The sequence below is a fragment of the Massilia sp. DD77 genome, from assembly GCF_036961685.1.
Taxonomy (GTDB): domain Bacteria; phylum Pseudomonadota; class Gammaproteobacteria; order Burkholderiales; family Burkholderiaceae_D; genus Telluria.
The window spans coordinates 1-21,711 of record NZ_JBAMDH010000036.1; the positions used below are offsets into that span (position 1 = coordinate 1).

Annotated in this window: 21 protein-coding genes; 11 read left to right on the plus strand and 10 right to left on the minus strand. The window is 56.7% G+C overall.

Annotation, left to right across the window (positions count from 1 at the left end; genetic code table 11):
• Nucleotides 1-209 precede the first annotated feature (209 nt).
• The 4 genes from V7778_RS19955 to V7778_RS19970 form a co-directional block, all read right to left on the minus strand.
• Nucleotides 210-548 carry a DUF1840 domain-containing protein gene (locus V7778_RS19955; RefSeq protein ID WP_335558459.1) on the minus strand — a complete coding sequence of 113 codons (339 nt, stop codon included), beginning with the start codon at nucleotides 546-548 and terminating at the stop codon, nucleotides 210-212.
• Nucleotides 549-617: 69 nt separating this feature from the next.
• Complete coding sequence (locus tag V7778_RS19960) at nucleotides 618-2,180, minus strand: hypothetical protein (protein WP_335558461.1); 1,563 nt, start codon at nucleotides 2,178-2,180, stop codon at nucleotides 618-620.
• On the minus strand, nucleotides 2,177-2,911 hold the full coding sequence (locus tag V7778_RS19965; RefSeq protein WP_335558463.1) for an ABC transporter ATP-binding protein: 735 nt from the start codon (nucleotides 2,909-2,911) through the stop codon (nucleotides 2,177-2,179). Before V7778_RS19965 ends, V7778_RS19960 begins: the two co-directional genes overlap by 4 nt.
• The gene (locus tag V7778_RS19970; RefSeq protein WP_335558465.1) at nucleotides 2,911-3,423 is read right to left on the minus strand and encodes a hypothetical protein; all 513 of its coding nucleotides are present in this window, start codon (nucleotides 3,421-3,423) and stop codon (nucleotides 2,911-2,913) included. Before V7778_RS19970 ends, V7778_RS19965 begins: the two co-directional genes overlap by 1 nt.
• A 146-nt stretch (nucleotides 3,424-3,569) precedes the next feature.
• Between V7778_RS19970 and V7778_RS19975 the strand changes: the two genes are divergently transcribed.
• Nucleotides 3,570-4,532, plus strand: coding sequence for a GlxA family transcriptional regulator (locus V7778_RS19975; RefSeq protein ID WP_335558467.1), 963 nt, complete (start codon nucleotides 3,570-3,572; stop codon nucleotides 4,530-4,532).
• A 22-nt stretch (nucleotides 4,533-4,554) separates the two neighbouring features.
• Here the strand turns inward: V7778_RS19975 and V7778_RS19980 are convergent, their stop codons facing one another.
• Nucleotides 4,555-5,109, minus strand: a complete 555-nt coding sequence (locus V7778_RS19980) for an ATP-binding protein (protein WP_335558469.1) — start codon at nucleotides 5,107-5,109, stop codon at nucleotides 4,555-4,557.
• 185 nt (nucleotides 5,110-5,294) lie between these two features.
• Here V7778_RS19980 and V7778_RS19985 point away from each other — a divergent pair, with 185 nt between their 5' ends.
• The 4 genes from V7778_RS19985 to V7778_RS20000 all read left to right on the plus strand — a co-directional run bounded on the left by V7778_RS19985 (nucleotide 5,295) and on the right by V7778_RS20000 (nucleotide 10,453).
• Nucleotides 5,295-6,353, plus strand: coding sequence for a tyrosine-type recombinase/integrase (locus V7778_RS19985; protein WP_335558470.1), 1,059 nt, complete (start codon nucleotides 5,295-5,297; stop codon nucleotides 6,351-6,353).
• A 40-nt stretch (nucleotides 6,354-6,393) separates the two neighbouring features.
• Nucleotides 6,394-8,091, plus strand: a complete 1,698-nt coding sequence (locus V7778_RS19990; protein ID WP_335558472.1) for a hypothetical protein — start codon at nucleotides 6,394-6,396, stop codon at nucleotides 8,089-8,091.
• An 818-nt stretch (nucleotides 8,092-8,909) separates the two neighbouring features.
• The gene (locus tag V7778_RS19995; RefSeq protein ID WP_335558474.1) at nucleotides 8,910-10,013 is read left to right on the plus strand and encodes a hypothetical protein; all 1,104 of its coding nucleotides are present in this window, start codon (nucleotides 8,910-8,912) and stop codon (nucleotides 10,011-10,013) included.
• Nucleotides 10,014-10,033: 20 nt separating this feature from the next.
• Nucleotides 10,034-10,453, plus strand: a complete 420-nt coding sequence (locus V7778_RS20000; RefSeq protein ID WP_335558476.1) for a TetR family transcriptional regulator — start codon at nucleotides 10,034-10,036, stop codon at nucleotides 10,451-10,453.
• A 173-nt stretch (nucleotides 10,454-10,626) separates the two neighbouring features.
• Here the strand turns inward: V7778_RS20000 and V7778_RS20005 are convergent.
• Nucleotides 10,627-11,777, minus strand: a protein-coding gene (locus V7778_RS20005) for an IS3 family transposase (protein WP_335558477.1) whose coding sequence is annotated in 2 segments (ribosomal slippage) — nucleotides 10,627-11,537 and nucleotides 11,537-11,777 — 1,152 coding nt in all. Because the reading frame shifts where the segments join, the coding sequence is not laid out codon by codon here.
• Between the two features lie 508 nt (nucleotides 11,778-12,285).
• The gene (locus V7778_RS20010; RefSeq protein WP_335558479.1) at nucleotides 12,286-12,621 is read right to left on the minus strand and encodes an H-NS histone family protein; all 336 of its coding nucleotides are present in this window, start codon (nucleotides 12,619-12,621) and stop codon (nucleotides 12,286-12,288) included.
• A gap of 140 nt (nucleotides 12,622-12,761) precedes the next feature.
• On the opposite strand from V7778_RS20010, the gene V7778_RS20015 reads away from it, so the two are divergent.
• Nucleotides 12,762-13,388, plus strand: a complete 627-nt coding sequence (locus V7778_RS20015) for a tyrosine-type recombinase/integrase (RefSeq protein WP_335558481.1) — start codon at nucleotides 12,762-12,764, stop codon at nucleotides 13,386-13,388.
• A 118-nt stretch (nucleotides 13,389-13,506) separates the two neighbouring features.
• Here V7778_RS20015 and V7778_RS20020 read toward each other — a convergent pair whose 3' ends face one another.
• Both V7778_RS20020 and V7778_RS20025 read right to left on the minus strand, forming a co-directional pair.
• Nucleotides 13,507-14,313: a nucleotidyltransferase domain-containing protein gene (locus V7778_RS20020; RefSeq protein ID WP_335558483.1), complete on the minus strand. Its 807-nt coding sequence runs from the start codon at nucleotides 14,311-14,313 to the stop codon at nucleotides 13,507-13,509.
• Between the two features lie 209 nt (nucleotides 14,314-14,522).
• Entirely contained in the window at nucleotides 14,523-14,822 is a 300-nt protein-coding gene (locus tag V7778_RS20025) for a hypothetical protein (RefSeq protein ID WP_335558485.1), read from the minus strand.
• A 378-nt stretch (nucleotides 14,823-15,200) separates the two neighbouring features.
• Here V7778_RS20025 and V7778_RS20030 point away from each other — a divergent pair, with 378 nt between their 5' ends.
• The 3 genes from V7778_RS20030 (at nucleotide 15,201) to V7778_RS20040 (ending at nucleotide 18,712) form a co-directional block, all read left to right on the plus strand.
• The gene (locus tag V7778_RS20030) at nucleotides 15,201-16,703 is read left to right on the plus strand and encodes a recombinase family protein (protein ID WP_335558486.1); all 1,503 of its coding nucleotides are present in this window, start codon (nucleotides 15,201-15,203) and stop codon (nucleotides 16,701-16,703) included.
• Between the two features lie 20 nt (nucleotides 16,704-16,723).
• Entirely contained in the window at nucleotides 16,724-18,220 is a 1,497-nt protein-coding gene (locus V7778_RS20035; RefSeq protein WP_335558488.1) for a recombinase family protein, read from the plus strand.
• 114 nt (nucleotides 18,221-18,334) lie between these two features.
• A complete protein-coding gene (locus tag V7778_RS20040) occupies nucleotides 18,335-18,712 on the plus strand; it encodes a hypothetical protein (protein WP_335558490.1) in 378 nt (125 codons plus the stop codon).
• A 90-nt stretch (nucleotides 18,713-18,802) separates the two neighbouring features.
• Here V7778_RS20040 and V7778_RS20045 read toward each other — a convergent pair whose 3' ends face one another.
• Nucleotides 18,803-19,126: a hypothetical protein gene (locus tag V7778_RS20045; protein WP_335558492.1), complete on the minus strand. Its 324-nt coding sequence runs from the start codon at nucleotides 19,124-19,126 to the stop codon at nucleotides 18,803-18,805.
• Between the two features lie 610 nt (nucleotides 19,127-19,736).
• Between V7778_RS20045 and corA the strand changes: the two genes are divergently transcribed.
• Entirely contained in the window at nucleotides 19,737-20,735 is a 999-nt protein-coding gene (gene corA / locus V7778_RS20050; RefSeq protein WP_335558493.1) for a magnesium/cobalt transporter CorA, read from the plus strand.
• 6 nt (nucleotides 20,736-20,741) lie between these two features.
• Nucleotides 20,742-21,707 (plus strand): magnesium and cobalt transport protein CorA, encoded by a 966-nt coding sequence (locus V7778_RS20055; protein WP_335558494.1) that lies wholly within the window; start codon nucleotides 20,742-20,744, stop codon nucleotides 21,705-21,707.
• The last annotated feature ends 4 nt before the right edge of the window (nucleotides 21,708-21,711 follow it).

The following is a 21,711-nucleotide window of genomic DNA, read 5'->3' on the forward strand; positions in this document are numbered from 1 at the left end:
TTGGCGGGGATCCCAGTTCAATCAGCGCTCGCAGAACCCGAGCAGCGGCAGCAAGGCAGGCCACTCAGCGCCGCCTGTTCCTCAAGCACCAAGACAAACAGCCCCGTCGCTCACGCCACGGGGCTGTTTGTCTTGCAAGCGCACACACAAAACCCTTCCGTCACCCGAACGGGCTTGCCAGTACCGCGATCAATATCCGCGAGAGGTGCTCAAACACCCCACAGCACATCGGTACGGTTGTCCCGCGCCGAGCGCAGCATCTCCAGGAGCGGGTAGACGCGGGTCGGGAAGCTGACGACCTCGATCGTCTCGTGTTCCTTGTCCTCTTCCTCCCCGTGGGCCAGGACATCCTGGGCCACCTGGTCCGTCACCTGATGCTTGCGGCTTTCCTCGACCTCGCCTTCGATCAGCTGGACGGCACGAGGCGCTTCTTCAGCGGTGATCACCCCGCGTTCCGGATCCTTGTGCAGCATATCGAGGATGCGCTTGGCATGTTCCTGGTACATCAGGACCTCTGGATACGATTTGCATTTAAATTTGATCAACATGACAGTCCCGTGATTCAGTTAGTGCCTAAACGATAACACGTCTTCAAAACGGGGTCATCCCGCGCACGCTCACCATGCTTCTCCCTGCCGGTTCCGCGATAACCAGGCCGCCAGCAAGACAAGCACGGCGCCGGCGAGGGCGCCTATCGCTCCGAGAATCAGGGAGCTGGATCCGGAAGCAGCGTGTGCCGCCACCAGCAAGCCGCCCAGCGCTCCCCAGCACAGGCTGCCCGACATCTCGAGAAAATTGCTCAGGAAGTTGGCCTTGCCGCGTCCCTTGAAACTGCTGCGCAGCCCTGGGCGTCCGCACCACAGCACGACCAGTGCCGCGCTCCAGACCGATCCCACGACGGCGAGGCAGGCGAGTATTCCCGCGGCTGGTGCGTGGATGAGCAGCCAAGCCAGCGGCAGGGCCACCACGGCCAGCGGCGGCGCGACGACCGCCGCCAGTTTGGCAAGCCGCACGGTGCGTCCAGCCGCCGGTGCGGTACGCAACAGGTCGGGGACGTCTTCGGCCGAGATGACGATCCAGGCCAACGACCCGGCCAGGGAACCGCACAGCAGCGCCAGGCCGGCGGCGACGGCCGGCAGCTGCAGGGCTGACCGCGAGAAAACGACAAAGCACAAGGGCAGGAGGTAGAGCAGTTGCAGCAGCACCTGCGAGATCAGGTGGGGATCGCGCAAGATCAAGCGCCATTCCTTGATGACGATGGTGTCGAACACGCTGCGTCCGAAGCGAAAGTGCGGCCCTGTCGTGCCGGCAGGACTGGCCCGCAGCTCGGAGACCGACTGCTGCAGGCCTTGCACGAAGAAGCGATGCGTATAGCGGGCGGTCCCGAGGAAGGCCAGGCCCGCGAGCGCCAGCAGGCCGAGGGCAGGCAGCGGGTCGCCCAGCACCGCCCGCGCGGGCAGCCACAGTGCGCTGTCCGCGCCCAGGCTGTCGTCCCGCCCCAGGCGCGCCAGCAGGGCCGCCTCCGCGTCGCGCCGCCGGACCTGCGAGGTTTGCATGTAGAGCTGGGAAACGATGAAGACGGAGGCCCCGGCCAGCGCGCCCAGCACTTGCCCGACAACGCGCGTGCGGCGGGCGCCGAGCATGCGCACCAGGGCCAGGGTCATCAGCATGCCCGCACAGGCACACAGCACCGGCAGGCCGATCACGGCGGGGTAGAGCCCCAGCCACGCAGGCTGTCCGAGCAGCAGGCCGGCATGCGCGAACGGCGCCAGCAGAAAATAGTAGACCGAGGCCGTGCCGGCCGCGATGGCCCCCAGGCGCACGGTGAAGGTGCTGTGCGAGGGCAGCGGCGACGACAGCAGCAGGTCGAGGTCGCCGCGCTCGAACAGTGCCAGCACGCTCGCTTTCAGGCTCGACGACAGCATGGCGGTCGCACCCACGAGCATCACCACGCTGATGGCCGCCAGGAGCGGCAATGCGGTCCGGTCGAAGCCTTCCAGCCGGCGCAAGGTGAACCAGGCGGCCAGGTGCAGCAGGACCCAGCCGCCGGCGAGCAGCGCGATGGCGGCGCCGCCCGGACGCCGACCGCTTGGGGTGCCCGATGAGGCTCCGGCGTTGAACCAGGCCAGGCGCAGCTCGTGCGCCATCAGCCAGCGCACGCTTCCGGGCGCGGCCCTCATGGCCGCCCGGTCAGCGCCAGGAACACGTCTTCCAGGCTGCCGCCCTGGGTGCGGGCCCGCAGCTCGTCCAGTGTACCCTCGGCGATCAGGCGGCCCTGCCGGATGATGCCGATGCGCTGGGCCAGGCGCTCCGCCACTTCCAGGATGTGGGTGGTCAGGATCACGGTGCCGCCTTTCGCCACATGCGAGAGCAGCAGGTCCTTGACCTGGCGCGCCGCCGCCGCATCCAGCCCGGTGAGCGGCTCGTCCAGGATCAGCAGTTCCGGGTCGTGGATCAGGGCGCCGGCGAGCGCAAGCTTCTGCTTCATCCCGCGCGAGAAGCCTTCGGTCAGCTCGTGCGCATGCGGGGCCAGGTCGAGCCAGTCGAGCAGGGCGCGGGCACGCGGCTCGGCGTCCTCGGAACGCACGCCCCACAGGCCGGCCACGAACTCCAGGTATTCGGTGGGTTTCAGCTTCCCGTACAACATCGGCTCGTCCGGCAGATACGCCATCTTCATCTTGGCGGCGGCCGGCGCCGCCGCGAGATCGGTGCCGAGCACCTCGATGCGCCCCGCATCCGGCGCCAGCAGGCCGGTCACCATGCGCAGGGTGGTCGTCTTGCCGGCCCCGTTGGGGCCGAGCAGGGCGTACAGTTCGCCGCGCCTGACCTGCAGGTCCAGCCCGTCCACGGCTGGGCGGCCGAAGTGCTTGCGCAGGCCGGCCAGGCGCAGGGCGGGGACGGTCTCGGCCATCACTGCGGCGTGAAGGAAGTCAGGAACTGCTCCGCCTGTTCAGGCTCCACCGCGCTGCGCTTGCCCAGCACGATCACCTGGTAGAAGCGGACGCCGCGCGCCTCGAAGCGGCCGACCAGCCTGACCGGCTGGCCATTGCCGGTGCCGGTGGCGTCGACCCCGAGGCGGCCCTTGTCGTCGGCGACGGCGGCATCCTCCTTGGCGCCGATATTGCGCAGCAGCGCCTGGCGCATGGCGGGCAGCGCCGCCTGGGCCGCAGCGGCATCCGGCGCGGTGCCGGAACCGACGGCGAAGGTCACGCCTTCGACCTCGGCCGCGGTCATGGTCATGTCCACCCGCAAGCCGTTCAGGTCGACGCTGCGCGTGAAGGACGAGGGCTTGGCCGGGAACAGCACCGTGTAGGCGCCGTCCTGGCTGGGAACCTCGCGCCAGTTGTAGGTAGGGTTACAGGCGGCCAGCAGGGTCGCCAGGGCCAGCACCTGGGCGGCCCGAAAGAAGGGGGGAATTCGCATGGCAGGATGGTAACAGTACTGCGGCCGCCGGGCGATCCCCGCCGCCGGCTGGGTCCGCGGTGGCCTCTCCTAAACGGAGGAGGTGGGCTTTCCTGGTTTCCCTCTTGTCGTATGATCTTCGTGGCATCCATTCACCAGGGCACACCATGAAACGCAGAATCGGCTTCCTGTTCCCGCCGGGCTTCCAGGCGCTCGATCTGATGGCGGCCACCGTCTTCGAGATCGCCAACAACATGGATTCGGGGCCGCATTACGAGTTGACGATGCTGTCCGAGCAAGGCGGTGTCCTGGCCAGTTCCTCGGGCGTGGGCGTGTTCACCGAGGCGGCCGAGCGGCACGACTACGACACCCTGATCGTCGGCGGCACCATGCAGCCGCTGGGCTTGCACTCCACGCCCGGCTTCCTGGCCTTCCTGCGTGAAGCCAGCAAGCGCTCGCGGCGCACGGCCAGCATCTGCACCGGCGCCTTCATCCTGGCCGAGGCTGGCCTCCTCGATGGCCGCCGCGCCACCACGCACTGGGCCCTGGCGCGCGACCTGCAGCGCGCCTATCCGAAAACCCGGGTCGAGGAAGACCGCATCTTCATCAACGACGGCCGCATCTGGACCTCGGCCGGCATGACCGCCTGCATCGATTTGTGCCTGGCGATGGTCGAGAGCGACCTTGGACGCGACGCATCGAAGCACATCGCGCGCCAGATGGTCGTCTACCACCGCCGCAGCGGCGGCCAGTCGCAGTTTTCCGCCCTGCTGGAGCTGGAACCGAAGTCGGACCGCATCCAGCAAGCCCTGTCCTATGCCAAGCGCCATCTGCGCAAGCCCTTGTCGGTGGACGAGCTGGCGGGGGCCGCCAACCTGAGCACGCGCCAGTTCAGCCGCAGCTTCCGGCTCGAGACCGGGCAGTCGCCCGCCCGGGCCGTCGAAGTGCTGCGGGTGGAGGCCGCGCGCGCCATGATCGAGAGCAGCAACCATTCGATCGACGTGGTCGCGCGCGAAACCGGCTTTTCCGATCCCGAGCGCATGCGCCGGGCTTTCCTGCGCGCCTATGGCCAGCCGCCGCAGGCCATCAAGCGCGCTGCGCGCGAGCAGGCGTCCGGGATCGAGCATTGAAGTTCGCAAGCGCGCGCACCGGTCACTGTTCGCGCAGGGCACGCCGGTACTGGATCGCTTCGGCCACGTGCGCCGCCTCGACGTGCGGTGCACCCGCCAGGTCGGCGATCGTGCGCGCGACCTTGAGCACGCGGTGATAGGCCCGCGCCGACCAGTGCAGGTGCCGCGCCGCCGCATGCAGCAGCTGGCGTCCCGCCGCATCGGGCTGGCAGTGGCGGTCGACGGCGCCGCTTTCCAGGCGGCTGTTGGCCTGGCCCTGGCGCTGCAGCTGGCGCGCATGCGCCTGCTCCACACGCTGCGCGATCGTCCTGCTCGCTTCGCCGTCGGCCTCCCCGGCCATGCTGTCGGGCGGCAGCGCCGCCACCTGCAGCTGGATGTCGATGCGGTCGAGCAGGGGCCCCGAGATGCGGTCCTGGTAGCGCTGGACCAGGTCCTGGGTGCAGCGGCATTTTCCTGACGGGTGGCCACGCCAGCCGCAAGGGCAGGGATTCATCGCGGCGATCAGCTGTTCTGAGAGGTGGTAGTTGTGAGTTCGTGACGGAGCGATTAGTATAACTAAATCTTGCCAAGCCGACATTGCCGCGCTTCGTCGTGTACGTTTACCTGTACTGAAACCAAGGTCCTAGGTTGATGAGGTCCGTCATGACATCTCATTGCCTTAAGACACGATCGGATGACGTTTTGCGCTTAATTTTCAGCACAAGTGAGTATGAGTATGCGGGGCGACCTCGGCCCGGACTCCCCATCATCTTGTCGGATGACATGCATCCCGTACAGCCCTTTCAGCAGTTCTTAATCTGGAAGTTGCTGGGGCGCGGTGTTCAACTTTCGTCCATCACGTGGGAGGACTATGGCAGACGTCTGTGGGACTTCGCGCGATTTTTGCATGCCAACGGCTTAGCTTGGAACGAGCCCGTTTACGAATTGGGCAAAAGCGTTGTCGCAAGATACCGTGACTGGTCAGTAAGCGAACTTACGTTAAGCGCTAAAACCGTTAATGGAAGGTTGCGTTTGATCGTTGACTTCTACGAGTGGGCGCACACGCGAGAATTGATCGACCGTCTGCCCTTCGACTATGCAGACGTACGAGTGCCTCAGTTCGACCGTCTCCTTATGCACGTGGACGAAGGTGAACGGACCGTCGGTCGTCCTAATATCATGCTGCGAGAATGGACGGCAATGCCGGAGTTCTTAACATCCGATCAAATACGGATAGTTCGTGCGCTGCCTTTGTCGCCCACTCGCCGTCTTCTCTTCGAGTTGATGGTACGGGTAGGCTTGCGCTCGGTGGAGGCACGAACATTCCCACTACGTTACGTCTTTAATCCAGCCACAAGGCGTGATTGCGCCCCAGATCGAATGATCCGACTCCGATTGGATCCACGCCACATTCACACAAAGTTTGGAAAGGCGCGTGATGTGGATGTGCCGTATTCCCTTATGAGCGACCTATACAGCTACACGCTCTATGAAAGGAATCGCCTCGTTAACGGAGCTTCGCAACAACATCGGGCATCTCTACTTCTCACGACACATGGCATGTCATTTAGCAAAGACGCGGTCGCCGAAACATTCCGTACAGTTTCGGCCCTTGCCGGGTTTCGGGTAACTGCTCTCATGCTAAGGCACACCTATGCGATTTACACGCTTGCCCGGCTTAGAGCGAATCCTGATTACACCGGTGAACCGCTCCTTTACCTGCGCGACAGGCTGGGCCATGAAAATGTTCAGACTACGGCCGTATATCTGGCCCAAATCGAGCAGCTGGCGGGTGCAACGGTTCTATCGATTGCAGACGAGTATGAAGTCCTGTTCGCTTGAGCCAAGCTGATACGCAGGAAGTCCAACTGGAAAGCTCCTAGTGCCAAAAAAGAAAAATTACATTTCAGCTGCGACGTTTGAGCCGCCTGTGCTGTCCATGGGGGCACCGGGTATACGAACAGCCACGTTGGTTTTTAGCGACTTCGTCGGTGACTCCGACCGTACTCATTTGCAACACACTTTTGCCCTTGAGGAGTGGATGGGGCGTGGTATCGATGCATGGGTCTGGGGCACCCTAGAGAGCCTTGGGGATCAGCTGCGTAGTGGCACTAAATCACGTTCGACCATTGCGTCAGTGGGGAAGGGGATGAGGAAGTTTTTTGAGTTCATTACTGAGCACCCGCAACCTCTGGTGGCAGGGCCGTCAGAATTGGTGCCTCTGCATATTACCGCGTACATCGAATGGCTGCAGCAGCAAGCATTAAAGCTGGGCTGGACCACTGATACTGTCCGCATGCGTTACCAAAATCTTAAGTCAGTAGTTAGGCAAATGCATGCTAGAGGCGCCGTCAAGGCCGAGTTGGGCCGCCTCTTCCCAGACCGAGCGCTTCCAAATGGTAACAAGGTTGTGCGAGGGTACAGCGCATTCAGCGATGCCGAGTTACAACGCTTAGCCAAGGCAATTAAGGCTGATCTGACAGATCTGCATCATGGACGTTTAAAGCTTAATCCATCCGAGGCGATCGCGAACCGGTTCCTAATTGTCGCCATGCGAACCGGCATAAACCCGATTCCTCTCCTCGAAATAAAGCGCGATTCATTGAGTCCTGGCCTGTTGCCAGGAACAATGCGGCTCCGCACGGTCAAGCATCGCGGAAACCAAATTCAAGAACGCACGCTCGTGAGAGGAAGTCAGGTCGAGAAGCCGGTCCTCATTCCGACCGATGCTGTAGCTGTGCTTGAACTTACGTTAGCTGACACTGAATCTTTGATTGCGGAGGCCCCGAAGCAACTCCAAAACCGGGTTTGGTTGTATCGGTCCCTCCGGTCACAGGAATTTGGTCAGGTTGTGTGCCTGAGCTACTCCGTGATGCAGGAGTCAATTAAGCAATTGGTGCACCGGCGCGGCTTGTTCGCAGATGATGGTGAGCAGCTGCAGGTAAATGTCAGCCGGTTGCGTAAGTCTTTCGGGAAAAAGGCGTTTCGGATTTCTGACGGAGATGTAGTCACTACAGCCCGAATGCTCGGCAACTCACCGCGCATCGCAGATCTAAATTATCTTCGTGTCGACGAGCAGATTAAAGCCGACGGCGCCGTTTTTTTGGGCGAAGAATTCACAGGACGTTTACGGGGCGGGAGTAGCTCTCCGTGGGCGGAGCCGATCAAGAGCGCCGATAAAACGCCCGTTGCGAGCTGCAAGGACAATTTGTATGGTGAACATGCGCCCAAGGACGGCAACAACTATTGCGACCAGTTTGTGATGTGCTTATTCTGCCCTTCATTTGCGGTAGTCGGTGAGGAGGATGAACTGTGGCGTTTGTTCAGCTACCAGATCTTCGCGCGACACGAACTTTCCAGGCTAGACAAATCCTTAGAACATATCCGAGAGAGCGTCCATGTTCAGCGGTTAATCGACCTGTATCGCCGAGCTATTCCCTTCATTGATCAGTTCACGGAGCAATCTTTCGACAGCAGTCTTGTGAAGCACGCGCGAAAGAAAGCTGAGCTCACGCTACACCCATTCTGGAAGTTCCAGCTTGAGCGTAGCATCACCAGGATTGGTCGGGTCCTTTCATGAAGTCGACCATAGAATCCAGTTCTGCGCTCAAGTCAGGTGTGACTAGTGGTGTAGTTCGTCTCCCGGTTGATCGTACTCTGCGAGCCTACGATCTGCTCGCGGCACAGCCAGTCACGCTGGCGTCTTTAGACCAGTTAACACGTAATCGAGTAGTAGTCTCTGCAGTAGTGGATGACGAGGGCAGGGAGCACGTCGTTAGTAGGCTCGGCGATGACATATGGGACCTCACCGGCCTACGAACGACTCAGAATAATCAGAAATCAACGTGGTATATCAAGTGGCCCAAGGACCTTCCACAAGAGCTGGTAAATGACGCAAAAGCAGCGATCTATGTTTGGCTGAAGAAAGGGCGTGGGAATTCCAAGCGCCCGAGCGGCAGTACCCTTCGCACAGCTGTTCACGCCGGAATCCTTACACTTAGGTATCTTGCGTCGAAGGGCGTGTGTCGCTTCGAAGATGTGCGCCCTATCTACCTAAGCGATTTGGTGAGCGAGTTAAAGGTCATTTTGGAACCCCTTACAATCCGGTCGCGAATGAACTTAGTAGATGTGGCCTGGGACTGCAACTCAGATCTTCTGTATCCGCTAACGACCCATCCGTGGGGAGGCAAGAACTTGGGGGTTTTGTGTGGCGTTGACGACAGAGATGAAGAACTAGCCGGCAGGCGTGGCAAGACACCGGTCATTCCGCCATCAATACAAAGCACCCTGTTCAACTACGCCGAGGCGTGTGTGAACGAATCGGCAGCAGTGTTTGCTCGGTGCAAGGAGGGGCTTCACTCACCTGAGGGACAGCGAGCGAAGAGAGTGAGGAATGCCGTGCTATACCTCGTTCAGATCACCAGCGGCATGAGAAATAGCGAAGCTGTAGCTATCAAAAGCAATGCGTGGCGAATCGAAGTTCGCAATGGCGTGACTTACCATTGGGTTACCACCACCGAGTCCAAGACGGGCAAGGGGGTTGTCGATTTCCTTGTGCCGCCAGAGACTATTGAGGCGCTCCGAGTGTTGCAACAATACGCCGAGCCCCTTCAAGCACGGCTTGCTAAAGAAATTTCCTGGTTAGAACAGCAGCTTTGGAAGGCCGAAGACGACCCTCTCGCGATCACTCGAGGGAGCTTGGCTCGCGTCGAACTCCTGCAGCGCTTAACCGTAGCACGAGCCAGCATCGATAACCTATTCCTTGGACACAGCCAGTACTCTGCGGATGGTTCTGGCAAGCGTAGTCGAGTCGAAGTCATGACTAATATGTCGTCCCGTGCGGCTTTGATCCAGTTAGCCAGGGACGCTGGAGTAAATTGGAAGCTTAATAACCACCAATGTCGTAAGACGTTTGCCTGGACAGTAGCGAATTCCAGCTTAGGCAGAACAGCTCTTATTTTTGTGAAGTGGCAGCTAAAGCACGCAAGCATCAGCATGTCGCAGCTGTACGCAGCGAACCCGCGGCAGGATGCTTCCTTGTACGAGGAATTCTACGAAGAAATGGTGAGCGCACAAGCCGAAGTGCTTGAAAGCTGGTTCGACCCTGAGCAGGCGCTTTCTGGCGGCGGAGGTCGTAAGATTATGCAGACTCGCGCCATCGCAATTAAGGACCGTAAAAGTCTGTTACGCCACACTGCTGAGCACATCACGATTCGTAGTACAGGCCATTCATGGTGTCTCGCGGAGCAGTCCGGTTGCGTCGGCGAGGGAATTTACGAGGCGATTCGCTGCGCCAGTTGCTCTGCGGGTGTCATTGACGAGAGCCATGCCGCGACTTGGCAGAATATTCACCTCAGCAATTTGCAACTGGCGACCATTACCGACTGCGGACCTGTCGTACAACGCCGCGCCGATCGCGAGATCGCGACTTCCGTAGCTGTTCTGGACGAACTTGGCGTGCCTGTACCCGTACAACTAAAGAACCTGGATGAGGCGCTATGACAAGTCTACAGAGCGTGCCAATGGATGAGCTTGCATCGTCTAGCTCCAAGGTATCGGTGGCCAGCACTCGAGTAAGAGATAAGACCGCGACTCTAGAGCGGCTTCAGAGCTCACTGCTGCGAGTGATGGATAGCGGAAGGAGACTGAGCATCAAGGCAGTAGCGGAGGAGGCTGGCGTCACTCCATCCTTGATTCACCACGTTTACCCGGACGTTGCTGAGCAGATCCGCGCCACGATGGGGCGCTCGACACGAGCGCAACGGGATGCCAAGCACGATGAGCTTGTAGATGCAAAGCGTACGATCTCTGACCAAAAAGCTGAACTTCGAGAGTTACGCGCTGACTTGGCTTCGATCGCCTCCGTCAACTTGCAACTGCAGGACCGAATTGATGAGTTAGAGGCTCAACTCGAGGGCAAGCTAGCTCCAATCAGGATCTGACCGCCTCGTGAAAATCAATAAACACCTTCGAGACGAAGATGGGTGAGATACCGATTGGTCGTCTCAGTGCACTTGGGCTGAGACCTATCGCCCCATGGGAGGAAGAGACGTCGCAGTACCTTCAAGACCAGATGGCATACGCTTGTGCGAGCGCATGAATCGCCACCAGTTCGCTAGATACTCTGCAGCCGTAAGAAATGCCGTTTTTCGAATTCGACTGGAGACAGTCGTTCATTGAAGCTGTGACGGCGTTTCGGATTGTAGAACATCTCGATGTAGTCGAAGATATCCTGTCTAGCCTCATCCCGCGTTACATACACCTTGCGGCGAACCCGCTCTCGCTTCAGCAGCTGGAAAAAGCTCTCTGCCACCGCATTATCGTGGCAGTTGCCACGTCTGCTCATGCTCTGCACCAGGTTGTGCGACGCAAGGAAGTCACGCCAGTCGTAACTGCTGAATTGACTTCCTTGATCGGAATGCACCAAGACTTCGGTCGCCGGTTTTCGACGCCACACCGCCATCAATAACGCACTCATCGCCAATTCTTTGTCGATGCGCGAACTCATGGACCAGCCGATGACCTGGCGTGAGAACAAGTCGATTACTACAGCCAGATAAAGCCAGCCTTCGTAAGTGCGCAGGTACGTGATGTCCGTGACCCAGACTTTGTTGGGCTCGAGCACATCGAAGTTACGCCGCAAGTGGTTGGGCGCGACGACAGAAGGCGCGCCGCCGTTCTTGTACCTACGCTTGGAGTAACCGGTTTGGGATCGAATCCCTTCGCTGCGCATCAAGCGATGAACCCGATTGATGCCGCACCGTTCGCCGAGTTCTTGCAAGTCGTAGAAGACCTTGCGATACCCGTAGACCGCGCCGCTCTCCAGCCACGATTGCTTGATGTGACCAAGCAAACGCCGGTCTTCCTTTGCACGCAGACTTTCTGGACTTCGGCGCCAGGCGTAGTAGCCGCTAGGATGGATCTTCAGCATCTTGCACATGCGCTGAACTGAAAACACCGCCTGGTGTTGATGAATGAAGGCGTACCTTACCCTGACGTCTTGGCAAAGTACGCCGCGGCCTTTCGCAGGATGTCACGCTCCTCCGTGACGCGCTTGAGCTCAGCCTTCAGGCGCCGTACTTCATCGGCCTGTGCGTCCTGCGCCTTACGCTCCTCTTCGGGGAGGCTGTAATGCTTCGTCCAGGCATAAATGCTATGAACGCTTACTCCAAGTCGCTCGGCCACCTCTGCCGCTGGGTGTCCACGATCGGTCACCTGCTTGACCGCCGCGATCTTGAATTCTTCCGTGTACCGTTTTCCACTCATGTTGATTCCTTTTGCCTAGAATTATGGCTCAGGAGTATCTAGCGTAGTGGTGGCGATTCACACAGTGTCCCACCGACTCGTTCCAGAAAATCGCCCTTACCGGGTCTTCTTGACGCATTAATAATCCTTTTGGTGCGGATCAGGGATGTCCGCTTCTAGCCGAGTGCAGACCTTAGCGACTTGCGCTCCTATGCGCATGCCCCCAACCTTATGCAGCATTGATCTACGTCATGGTCGCGACAGACGGGCTCTTTATCATGGACCGATGACTACTCAACTTGAACCCAACCTCCACCGTAACGCTAGGTTGCTGGTCGCTGCAGTCCAGTTACGGAAGACGCACGGGCTTCTTATGCCATGCGATTCATCGAGGATCACAACTTCAGCAATGTAGTCATCTGGGAAGTACTGAACCTCATCCCACCTAGAACAGTGGGAGATGCTCCGCAACACTTAACAGGGTAAAAGCGCGCAACCCTAAGCGGTAGGAGTGAGGTCAATGCGGCTCTTAGATTCGGAAGTCGTCAAGCGACTTTCCGCCAGCGATGCCTTCTGCAATCCACTTTGGCTGGCGCCCGCGACCAGTCCATGTTTGAGTATTGTTCTCTGGATTTTTGTAGCGTGCCTGGACCTTTTGCCCTTTACCTTTTCCTTGTTTCAGCTTCTTGTCGCTGGTAGCTAGCAGTTCTTGAACCGATACACCAGCCTCTTGAGCAATCGCCAAGATCTGCTCGCGCGCCTTCTGCAAGTCCTGGTGTTGGCGACTCTTGATTTCCTTTTCAATGTCGTGTTGAAGGCCCTTCAGTTCGCTGAGGTTGTAGCCTGACAGATCGATGTTAGCCATTGATTAAATCCTTTAAAGTTAGTGTATGTTTCCAGTACTGCTTTATTCTACTATGCGACACAAACTGGCTTGACTGCGAATGGAACGTCCTGGACTAACTAGCGTATCAAAATCGGATCTTGCTCACTGAGGAGGTCAACATGAACACAAGTAGCGACACTGCTAGCCGGCGCGTTCCATGGAACAAAGGACGCCTGATTGGTCAGAAGCTTCCTTTGAAGCTGAAGGAAATCTGGGCGATTAGGATTCGACTGCAGCTTGCAGAACGTTTAAGGGATCTTGCGCTGTTTAATCTAGCGATCGACAGCAAGCTCCGCGGTTGCGACTTGGTCAGTTTGAAGGTCAACGACATCGCTCAAGGTGGCAACATATTTCACCGTGCGATTGTCATGCAGCAGAAGACCCATCGGCCTGTTCAGTTCGAAATTACAGAGCAGACTCGTCAGGCACTTCAGGGCTGGATCGCAAGCCGTCAGCTCGCATCAAGCAACCATCTCTTCCCAAGCAGATCGATGAACACTCTTCACCTGTCGACTCGTCAGTACGCACGTATTGTCGTCAAGTGGGTCAGATCCATCGGTCTAGATCCAACGGCGTACGGCACCCATACGATGCGACGCACGAAAGCAACGTTGATCTACCGCCGCACGAGAAATCTTCGTGCTGTACAGCTGCTTCTCGGCCATACTAAGCTAGAGAGCACAGTGCGGTATCTCGGCATTGAAGTTGACGATGCACTCGAAATCGCTGAACAGACCGAGGTCTGACTTCCGCTAGCGAGATTGCTTGCTCAGAACGGTCGAAAGTGGTTCTCAGTAAGGGCCGCTTTCGGCTGTAAAGGGGCGCTACAATCTGCCTGCTTCCGGCCAAGAGCAGACACACCCATCAAACAAGGTCTTCGATCTCTTCCATATGAGCAAACACCGCTTGCTCAACGTCTAAATTCCGTACCAGGTTAGGAAAATCCTTACGCAACTGCTGGTATAGAGTGGCACTGACACGAAGTGCACGAAGGCAGTCGCCCTTTGAATATGTCGGGATTGTCTTCTGCAAGGCCATTGCGAAGTCCGGGTCGGCAAGCTCCATTCGGCGGACTCCCTGAGGCCTTGCGCCGACTCGCCGCAGGGCTAATGGCCCCAAAACTGTTGAGCGAATGTAGTTGATCATGTCGATAGCTTCGAAAATTTCGCCCCGTCCGATCTTCGATGCACCGTAGTGAATCCAGATCCAAAAGCGGTCATCTATCCAATGAATGTTCGGTTGCGGATACGGGCCAAGTCCATGTGTCAATGCAGCTGACGCGCGCTCGTCGCGTTGCCAAAGCAGAGCAGGCTCTTCGACTCGTACATGCGCATCTACCAATGAGACAAACTTCAGGTCGACGTGCAACAAAGGGGAATCGTACAAAGTGATGAGTACTCGTGAGTCCCCTACATGCTCTCCAGTGAACCCAGCGAGGTAGGCGCCAAGCTTTCTTGCTATTGCAAGACGGTCGCGCAAAACTTCCTCTTGGTACTGCGGTTCTGTGACTATGATCAAATCAAGATCAGAGAACTGGTCCATGTTACCGGTGAGATAAGATCCAGCAGCTGCAAGTGCAAGAATTCTTGGGTCTGCAGGGAGAACCTGCAAGGCGTTATCAATGAAAGCGCGAGCCGGCTTCGGCAGTGTCTCAGGGTAGCTGTTTTCCATGGCCAAGCTAAACTGGTAAAAAAGCACAGCTTACCCGACGATGTCATGGAACTTGTCAGATTTTCGTAATCGATGTCTGCGATGGGTCGGCAGCGGACCTTAGGCCGGAGTATCACATCGAGTACTGAGCTAGCTAACCAGGTTGCGGCCGCTAAATCATTCTAGCGCGGGAGCAGGCCTAGTCAAATGCTCTGCTTTTTTCGGTGCCATCAACTGTTCCGGGTAACAGCTATGTATGCGTGGCCCATGGCTTCGCCTGCTGCACTGATCGTTTCGTGGAAAGCAAGTACTTTGGGTATAGCTTGCTTTAGTTCTTTCAGAAAGCTTGAAGGGTTGTCCACATCGAGTACGTTGCCCAAGATAGCCATGTCGAACTGAACAGTATTGATTGCAGTTCGAGCAGCCTTGGCAGTGTGGACAGCGACACGTAAATAGAGCCTCTTATCCAGCCCAAAATCCAATGAGATGTCACGCTCTTTAGTCGAGTCAACAACCAGTACAGTCTTCATCAATCTGCGTTTATCAATAGGGAATGGTTTCGGGTCGGCTTCTCTCTCATAAGTCTAAGATCTTCCCAGTACCATCTGATTGCGCTAAATCAAGCCCATGTGCTGTTGAGCTCGACTTACTTCCGCCCCATTGCTTTGCTCTCGGACGAGGAGGATCACTTACCCTACTGCCGAGCAAGTCCACCGCTACTTCTACATCGATTCCGGAATCAAGTAGATAGAACGCGGCATAGCGCACTCCGTGCAGACGCGCCAGTTCGAGTGCCGTAGCTAGGACCATTGAACTCATCGCTCATCCGTGTGACGTCGTTACTCATCCTCATATAGTCTTCCAGTTGATGTGCCGGGTATTGAGACTACTCAACACTGGAGACTCCCATGGCTCAGCAAAATGCCAACCGGGCGGTGATGTACGTTCGAATGTCAACGGAGAGCCAGGACTACTCGACAGATCATCAGCGTGCGAAGATTAGTGAGTATGCTCATGCGCGTGGGATGGAAATCGTCCGGGAGTACGTGGACGACGGCAAGAGCGGGCTCGACATCAAGCGCCGTGCCGGCCTGTTGAGTCTGATGCGGGACGTACAGTCGGATCAGCCTGACTTCAGCCATATCATCGTCTACGACATTAGCCGGTGGGGGCGATTCCAGGATATTGATGAGGCGGCATATCATGAGCACACCTGTCGCCGTGCCGGCATCGACGTGGTCTACTGCGGAGAGCGCTTCGGTGAGGACTGCGGGCCCTATACCTCACTCCTGAAGAGTATGAAGAGGGTCATGGCCGCAGAATACAGCCGCGACCTTTCCGACAAAGTGTTTATCGCCCAATCTCGCTTCGTTGAGATGGGCTTCAAACAAGGTGGACACGCTGGCTATGGATTGAGGCGCCTGGCACTCAAGGCGTGCGGTACACCAAGAGAGATTCTCCAGTACGGAGAATCGAAAGTTGTCGCTACTGACAGAGTGATACTCGTGTGGGGGCCGGCAGAGGAAGTGGCTGTCGTGCGTCGAATCTACGACCTTTATCTGCGCGTACGGCTCAGCGAGGGCACCATCGTAAGGCGCCTCAACAGCGAGCAGATCCCAAGTGAGTTCGGCCGGCCGTGGACTCAGCATATGCTCAAGTCGGTGCTAACCAACGTAAAGTACTGCGGCACCCTGGCGTACAACAGAAGATCACGCAAGCTCTCCACTCCGTGCCGACACAACGTACGCGATGAATGGGTCGTTAACACTGCAGCGCTCGATCCGATAATCGAGCCGGCAATATTCGAGCAAGCCCAAGCCGAGCGTGCGCGACGGACTCACAGATACTCTCCTTCCGAGCTGATAGATCTTCTACAAGCCTGCCACGGCAAGCACGGCATGATCAATACCAAGATCATTGCGGCAGACCCGACGATGCCTGATACGAAGATGTTCGCCAAGGAGTTCGGCTCTCTGCCACGCGCCTATGTTGCGGCCGGTCTTCCGCGCACCATAGCGTTCGCAGCGGCCGATACCAGAAAGAAGGTCTTAGCGACGCGGAAAGAGCTGCTCGACTGTGTAATTCAACACGCTCAGGCAGGAGGCGCCATCGTTGAAAGAACGTCCAAGCCTTTCGTCCTATCGATGAATGGAAACCTGCTGGTGCGAGTCGATGCATCGGTGCGTCGCAATCCCAGGCGCGGACTACCAAACTGGCTGCTGACTACAGAGCCAGGACTCGACTTCATCATCATGGCGCTTATGAACACAGCCGTGTGTCCCGCGGCCGAGTATTTGCTGGTCCCCACTCGAAATTTACAGCAGAAAGCAATCTACCTAAAGACGACGAACTTCGCCGAGCACTCGGCGCTAAAGTGCGATTCAATAGGTGCGATGTTTGGAAGAGTCTAATCCGGGAACTTGGAGGCCGCATGCTGAAGCCATTTAGCGATCGCGCAGCGCTGTATGTCCGGGCCTCCACTGAGCACCAGAACTATTCGACGGATCACCAGGAAGCAGCCCTACAAGAATATGCCGCTGCGCATGGCTTTCAGATCGTTTGCATATATCGCGACAAGGGACGGAGCGGCCTCACCCTGGATGGACGAACTGGACTGCTGCAGCTCCTTACCGACATTCAGTCAGGATGCGCAGACTTCAATGTTGTCCTGGTTTACGATGTAAGCCGCTGGGGCCGCTTCCAGGACGTTGATGAAAGCGCCTACTACGAGTACGCCTGCAGAAGAGCTGGCATCGCCATCGCCTACTGTGCAGAGCCATTCACGAATGATGGGTCTCCTCTGGCAGCGGTACTCAAAGGGCTCAAGCGGGCAATGGCAGCTGAATACAGTCGGGAGCTGTCTACAAAAGTCTTCCAAGCTCAGTGTCGGCTCACTGGAGCCGGGTTCAAGCAAGGTGGCGTGGCCGGATATGGGCTGCGGCGCATCGCGATCTCTGCCGCCGGCCAGGTCAAAGGCGTACTTAGTCCCGGGGAGCGTAAGAACATGCCCACCGACCGCGTCACTTACACCCGCGGTCCAGACGATGAGGTTGCGGTAGTACATCGCATCTACGACATGTACCTGCTCGAGTCCTTAACTGATACTGGTATCGCGCGGCGCCTGAACAACGAAGGTGTCGAGAGCGGGCTTAGTCGCCCCTGGTCGGCATACCATATCAAGCAAATCCTCACGAACGACAAGTATGCCGGGACTCTCGCGTTTAACCGCAGCACTCAGCGGTTTAGAAGCTCAAGGCGTGCAAACGCACCCGGGACCTGGGTGAAGGTCGAGGACGCCTTCGAGGCGATCATATCGCGGGAAAAGCTGGAGGAAGCGCGAGCCGAGCGTAAACGTAGGCGCAAGTCGTGGACGAACGATGAAATGCTTGATGCACTGAGAGACATTTTCATCGAGCATGGCAAGGTCACCCTCGATCTGATCAACTCCAGCGGCGGGCCTTCTGTGAAGTCCTATGCCTTTCGTTTCAACGGCATCACCTCCGCAATAGGGCTTGCCGGCCTCAGCTGGTCGACCATGTCCCGAAGCACGCTCACCAGGTATCGCATGCGCTGTATCACCCGGGATATGGCGATTGAGCTGGAGCGGTGTGCTGCAGCGGCACAAGCCAGGATCGAGAAGCTCAGCCTTCGGACCTATACCCTGAATGGGGTCATCGTGCGTCTGCTCTGTACGCGCTGCCGGTTCGAACGAAGCCACCCTTGCTGGAAGGTCACGCTAGTACACAAACCAACCGTCGACTTTGTGATATGGGTGCGTGCTACTCAGGACAACGAGAGGGTCGGGCGCATCTATCTCATCCCTGTAGCTGACTTCCCCACCCGCCTCTATATATGGCCATCTCTACGCACGCTTCCCCGGTACGAGCAATATGCTCACTCATCGCTGGCAGCAATGTTTGGTCTATGAAGACATGTAAAGCGCGGCGTAACCCTGCTGGCTCTTGCAGACCGTGACACTGCGCGGTAGCTTTAAGCGATCTACAAACCCTGCTATTGGCCCGCACACAGAACAGGACTATAAATGACCTTTAACCCTTACTGGATGTTTAATCCTTCACTCTTGGGAAGCAATACTCAACGAATCGTTACATCATGGTTTTCTCCAACCATCACCTTTGCCGGCAACGCGGCAATTGAAGAACGAGTCGTACAGGATGTAGCCAGCTACGGCAAACAAATAGGTTGGCTAAATGAAATTGTTCTTGCCTTAGCCTCTGGGAAGCCCGTTCCCGCTGACACACTAGCGTCCATGATCAAAGCAATCGAAAAGATCGAAAGAATTAAGGACGATCTCGCGCAGGACAACTACGACGCAGCAGTTGAGGCGCTGGATCGTTTAAAAAAGACAAACCCGGAGGGATACGAAGCTCTACTTCTTGCTCGAGCCCAGCAGTCTTAAGATAAACGACGGCCTCCCTATTCGCGCCGCAAGTACAAAACTGATCCTTAGCACGGGGCCGCTTTCGACCCGAAGCAGACGCTGATGCGATTAGAGAAACCTCGATAGGAATAACACTGCGAATGGGCTGATCAGTACTGCTACGGTCATCAGCCGCAGTGCTAAAGCTACACCCGACCGGTTTTGAGGGTTTGCCCGCACCAAATCCCATGACCAAGCTGCACTTGTGCCTGCGACTGCGGCCGTCATGATGAAGCCCATGATGAACGGGCCAATCATGCCTATTGGATCCATTATCGGGATGATCGCTCCATGCTCGGGTGTCCAGGTCAGGAGTCCGACGAGCCATACAACAAAGAACATCAAGGGAATTACCCCGATGGTCATCAGCACGTTGGCGATTACCAGCTTCATATGTGTCGACATATGCGTCCTTGGCAAAGACTTGCTATAGCGTCCGCTTTTGGCCGAACCCGGCCGTTGAGCTCAGCATAGCAGGTCGTCAAGGGTCAGAAATCGCAGACTGTCACGAAGAGTAGGAACCGACCCTTAGCTACCCTTTGCTTCTAGAATGTTCAGCGCGTAGCCTTAGTCGCGCGATCCCACACCGCTCAAATTCTTCTTCCAGGATTTCAACGTACGCTAAATCGGATAGGTCTAACGGCTCCGAAGCAAGCCCGCCGTAGGCGTCTCCATCGTGTTTAGCATCGTAGTGCAGCAGCGCACCGGACTCGTACTGCTCGACTTGTCGAGTCGGCAGGCTGTCCTCTGCGACTTCAAAGTACCACCAAGAGGTACCCCAGTCATCATGCTGGTCACCGCCGGTCTCGTTCCAGTGTCGCTTTACATACCTGAGCATTTTTGATCGACTGATAGATTAAACGAAGGTATCGCGACTGCCGAAATCGACCAAGCCTTGTCTGTCGCGACAGGCGGCTCCCGACCCAAAGCAGACATTACAAGGCCGCCTGTGCGACAATCTGCAGGATTGCAAATCTGTCGATCTGATCTTTCAGCGCTTTTCATGATAAATACCTTTGTCCTTCGGAATGGTCGGCTCTGCCAATACCCTGCATCGAAGTACCATTCGGAAGACATCGTCCCAGTTTGGGTTGATCTTGTTGCCACCAGTGACGATGAGCGAGCGATAGTTGAAAACCGCTACGGTGTGACGTTGCCTAGTCATGACGAACTCCAGGATATTGAAGCGTCGGCCCGCTACTACGAAGCAGAAAACGGTCACATTCACTTGCGGACCGATTTCCTGCTGGAGGACGATGGGGGCCCATCCCGTGTTATTACTGTCGCTTTTGTCCTCACCGAAGACATGTTGTTCTCAATACATGCGGAAGACTTGCCAGTTTTTAGGTTGGTCCGGATGCGAGCTAGATCCCGGCCCGGATCGGTAGCGGATTATAGGGATGTCCTCCTTGAGCTGTACGCGACTGATGCGGAATACTCAGCAGATGCTTTAGAAGGAATCTACCAAAACCTAGAGAGCGTCAGCCAGACAGTGCTCCAACACCAGCTTACAGATGAAACCGCAGCCGAAGTACTGAACTCAATCGCACAAGAGGAAGACCTGAACGGACGAGTACGTGGCAACATGATGGATACGCGACGGGCTGTAAGTTTTCTGATGAGGGGTAGATTATTGAATCCTTCGCAGTTTGATGAGGCCAGGCAAATCCTGCGCGACATTGAATCGCTTGATGGTCACACTGTTTTTTTGTTCGAGAAAATAAATTTTTTGATGGATTCGACTGTTGGTTTTATCAACATCAATCAAAATAAGACGATCAAAATATTTTCCGTTGCGTCGGTTGCTTTTCTACCGCCAACACTGGTCGCAAGCATATACGGGATGAACTTCGAAAATATGCCTGAGCTTGGGTGGAAATTTGGGTACCCTATAGCAGTTGCAATTATGATTGCCAGCGCCGTGTTGCCTCTTTTTTACTTCCGGCGACGAGGTTGGTTAGGGTATTCCCGCGTTGTTGCTAAAGGTATAACTTTTGCTTAAATATATATGTTGATCAATTGCGTCGCTTATCAAGACGGCAAAAAGCTGTCAGATATCCCTGTTGCAGATATTAGCGAATATATCATCCTGCCTAATGCATTTGTATGGGTCGCACTGAAAGATTCGTCACCAGCTGAACTAGCGGAAATGCAGTTCGAGTTTGGTCTGCACGAGTTGGCGGTAGAGGACGCACTGGTTGGCCACCAACGACCAAAGATTGAAGAGTATGGCGACTCGCTCTTCGTCGTCATGCACACCGTGGAAGTTAATGATGACGGGCTCCATGTAGGGGAGGTAGGTGTTTTCGTCGGCACTACTTATGTGCTCTCAAACCGCCATGGCTATGAGCAGAGCTTTAACGACGTTCGTACGCGTTGCGAGCGTGAGAGCCACCACCTTAAGCAAGGCCCTGCTTTTGTGCTCTATGCTTTGATGGATGAGGTTGTTGACCGATATTTCCCTGTGCTTGAGACGCTTGAAAACGAGCTATGGAAAATCGAAGAACAGATGTTTGCGACGCCGGCATGTCGCACAACGCTCGAGCAGCTATACCAGCTCAAGCGAAAGTGCGTGCAATTCAAACACGCGGCTGGGCCGTTAATGGAAGCCGTTAGCAAACTCGATGGAGGCCGCGTGCCATATGTAGTCGCCAACTCTACCGAATACTTCCGAGACGTGCACGATCATCTCCACCGAATAAATTCCGGTATCGACTCCATTCATGAAATGGTCAGTACAGCGATTCAGGTTAATTTATCCCTCATCAGTCTCGAAGACAACAACGTCAATAAGCGACTTGCAGCTTGGGCAGCGATCTTTGCAGTCGCCACTGGCATGGTAGGCATATGGGGTATGAATTTCGAACACATGCCGGAGCTTCAGTGGCAATACGGTTATCCCCTCGCACTTTCCGCGGTTTTGTCGACGTGCGGATATTTGTTTTATCGATTCCGAAAATCAGGATGGTTATAGGGAT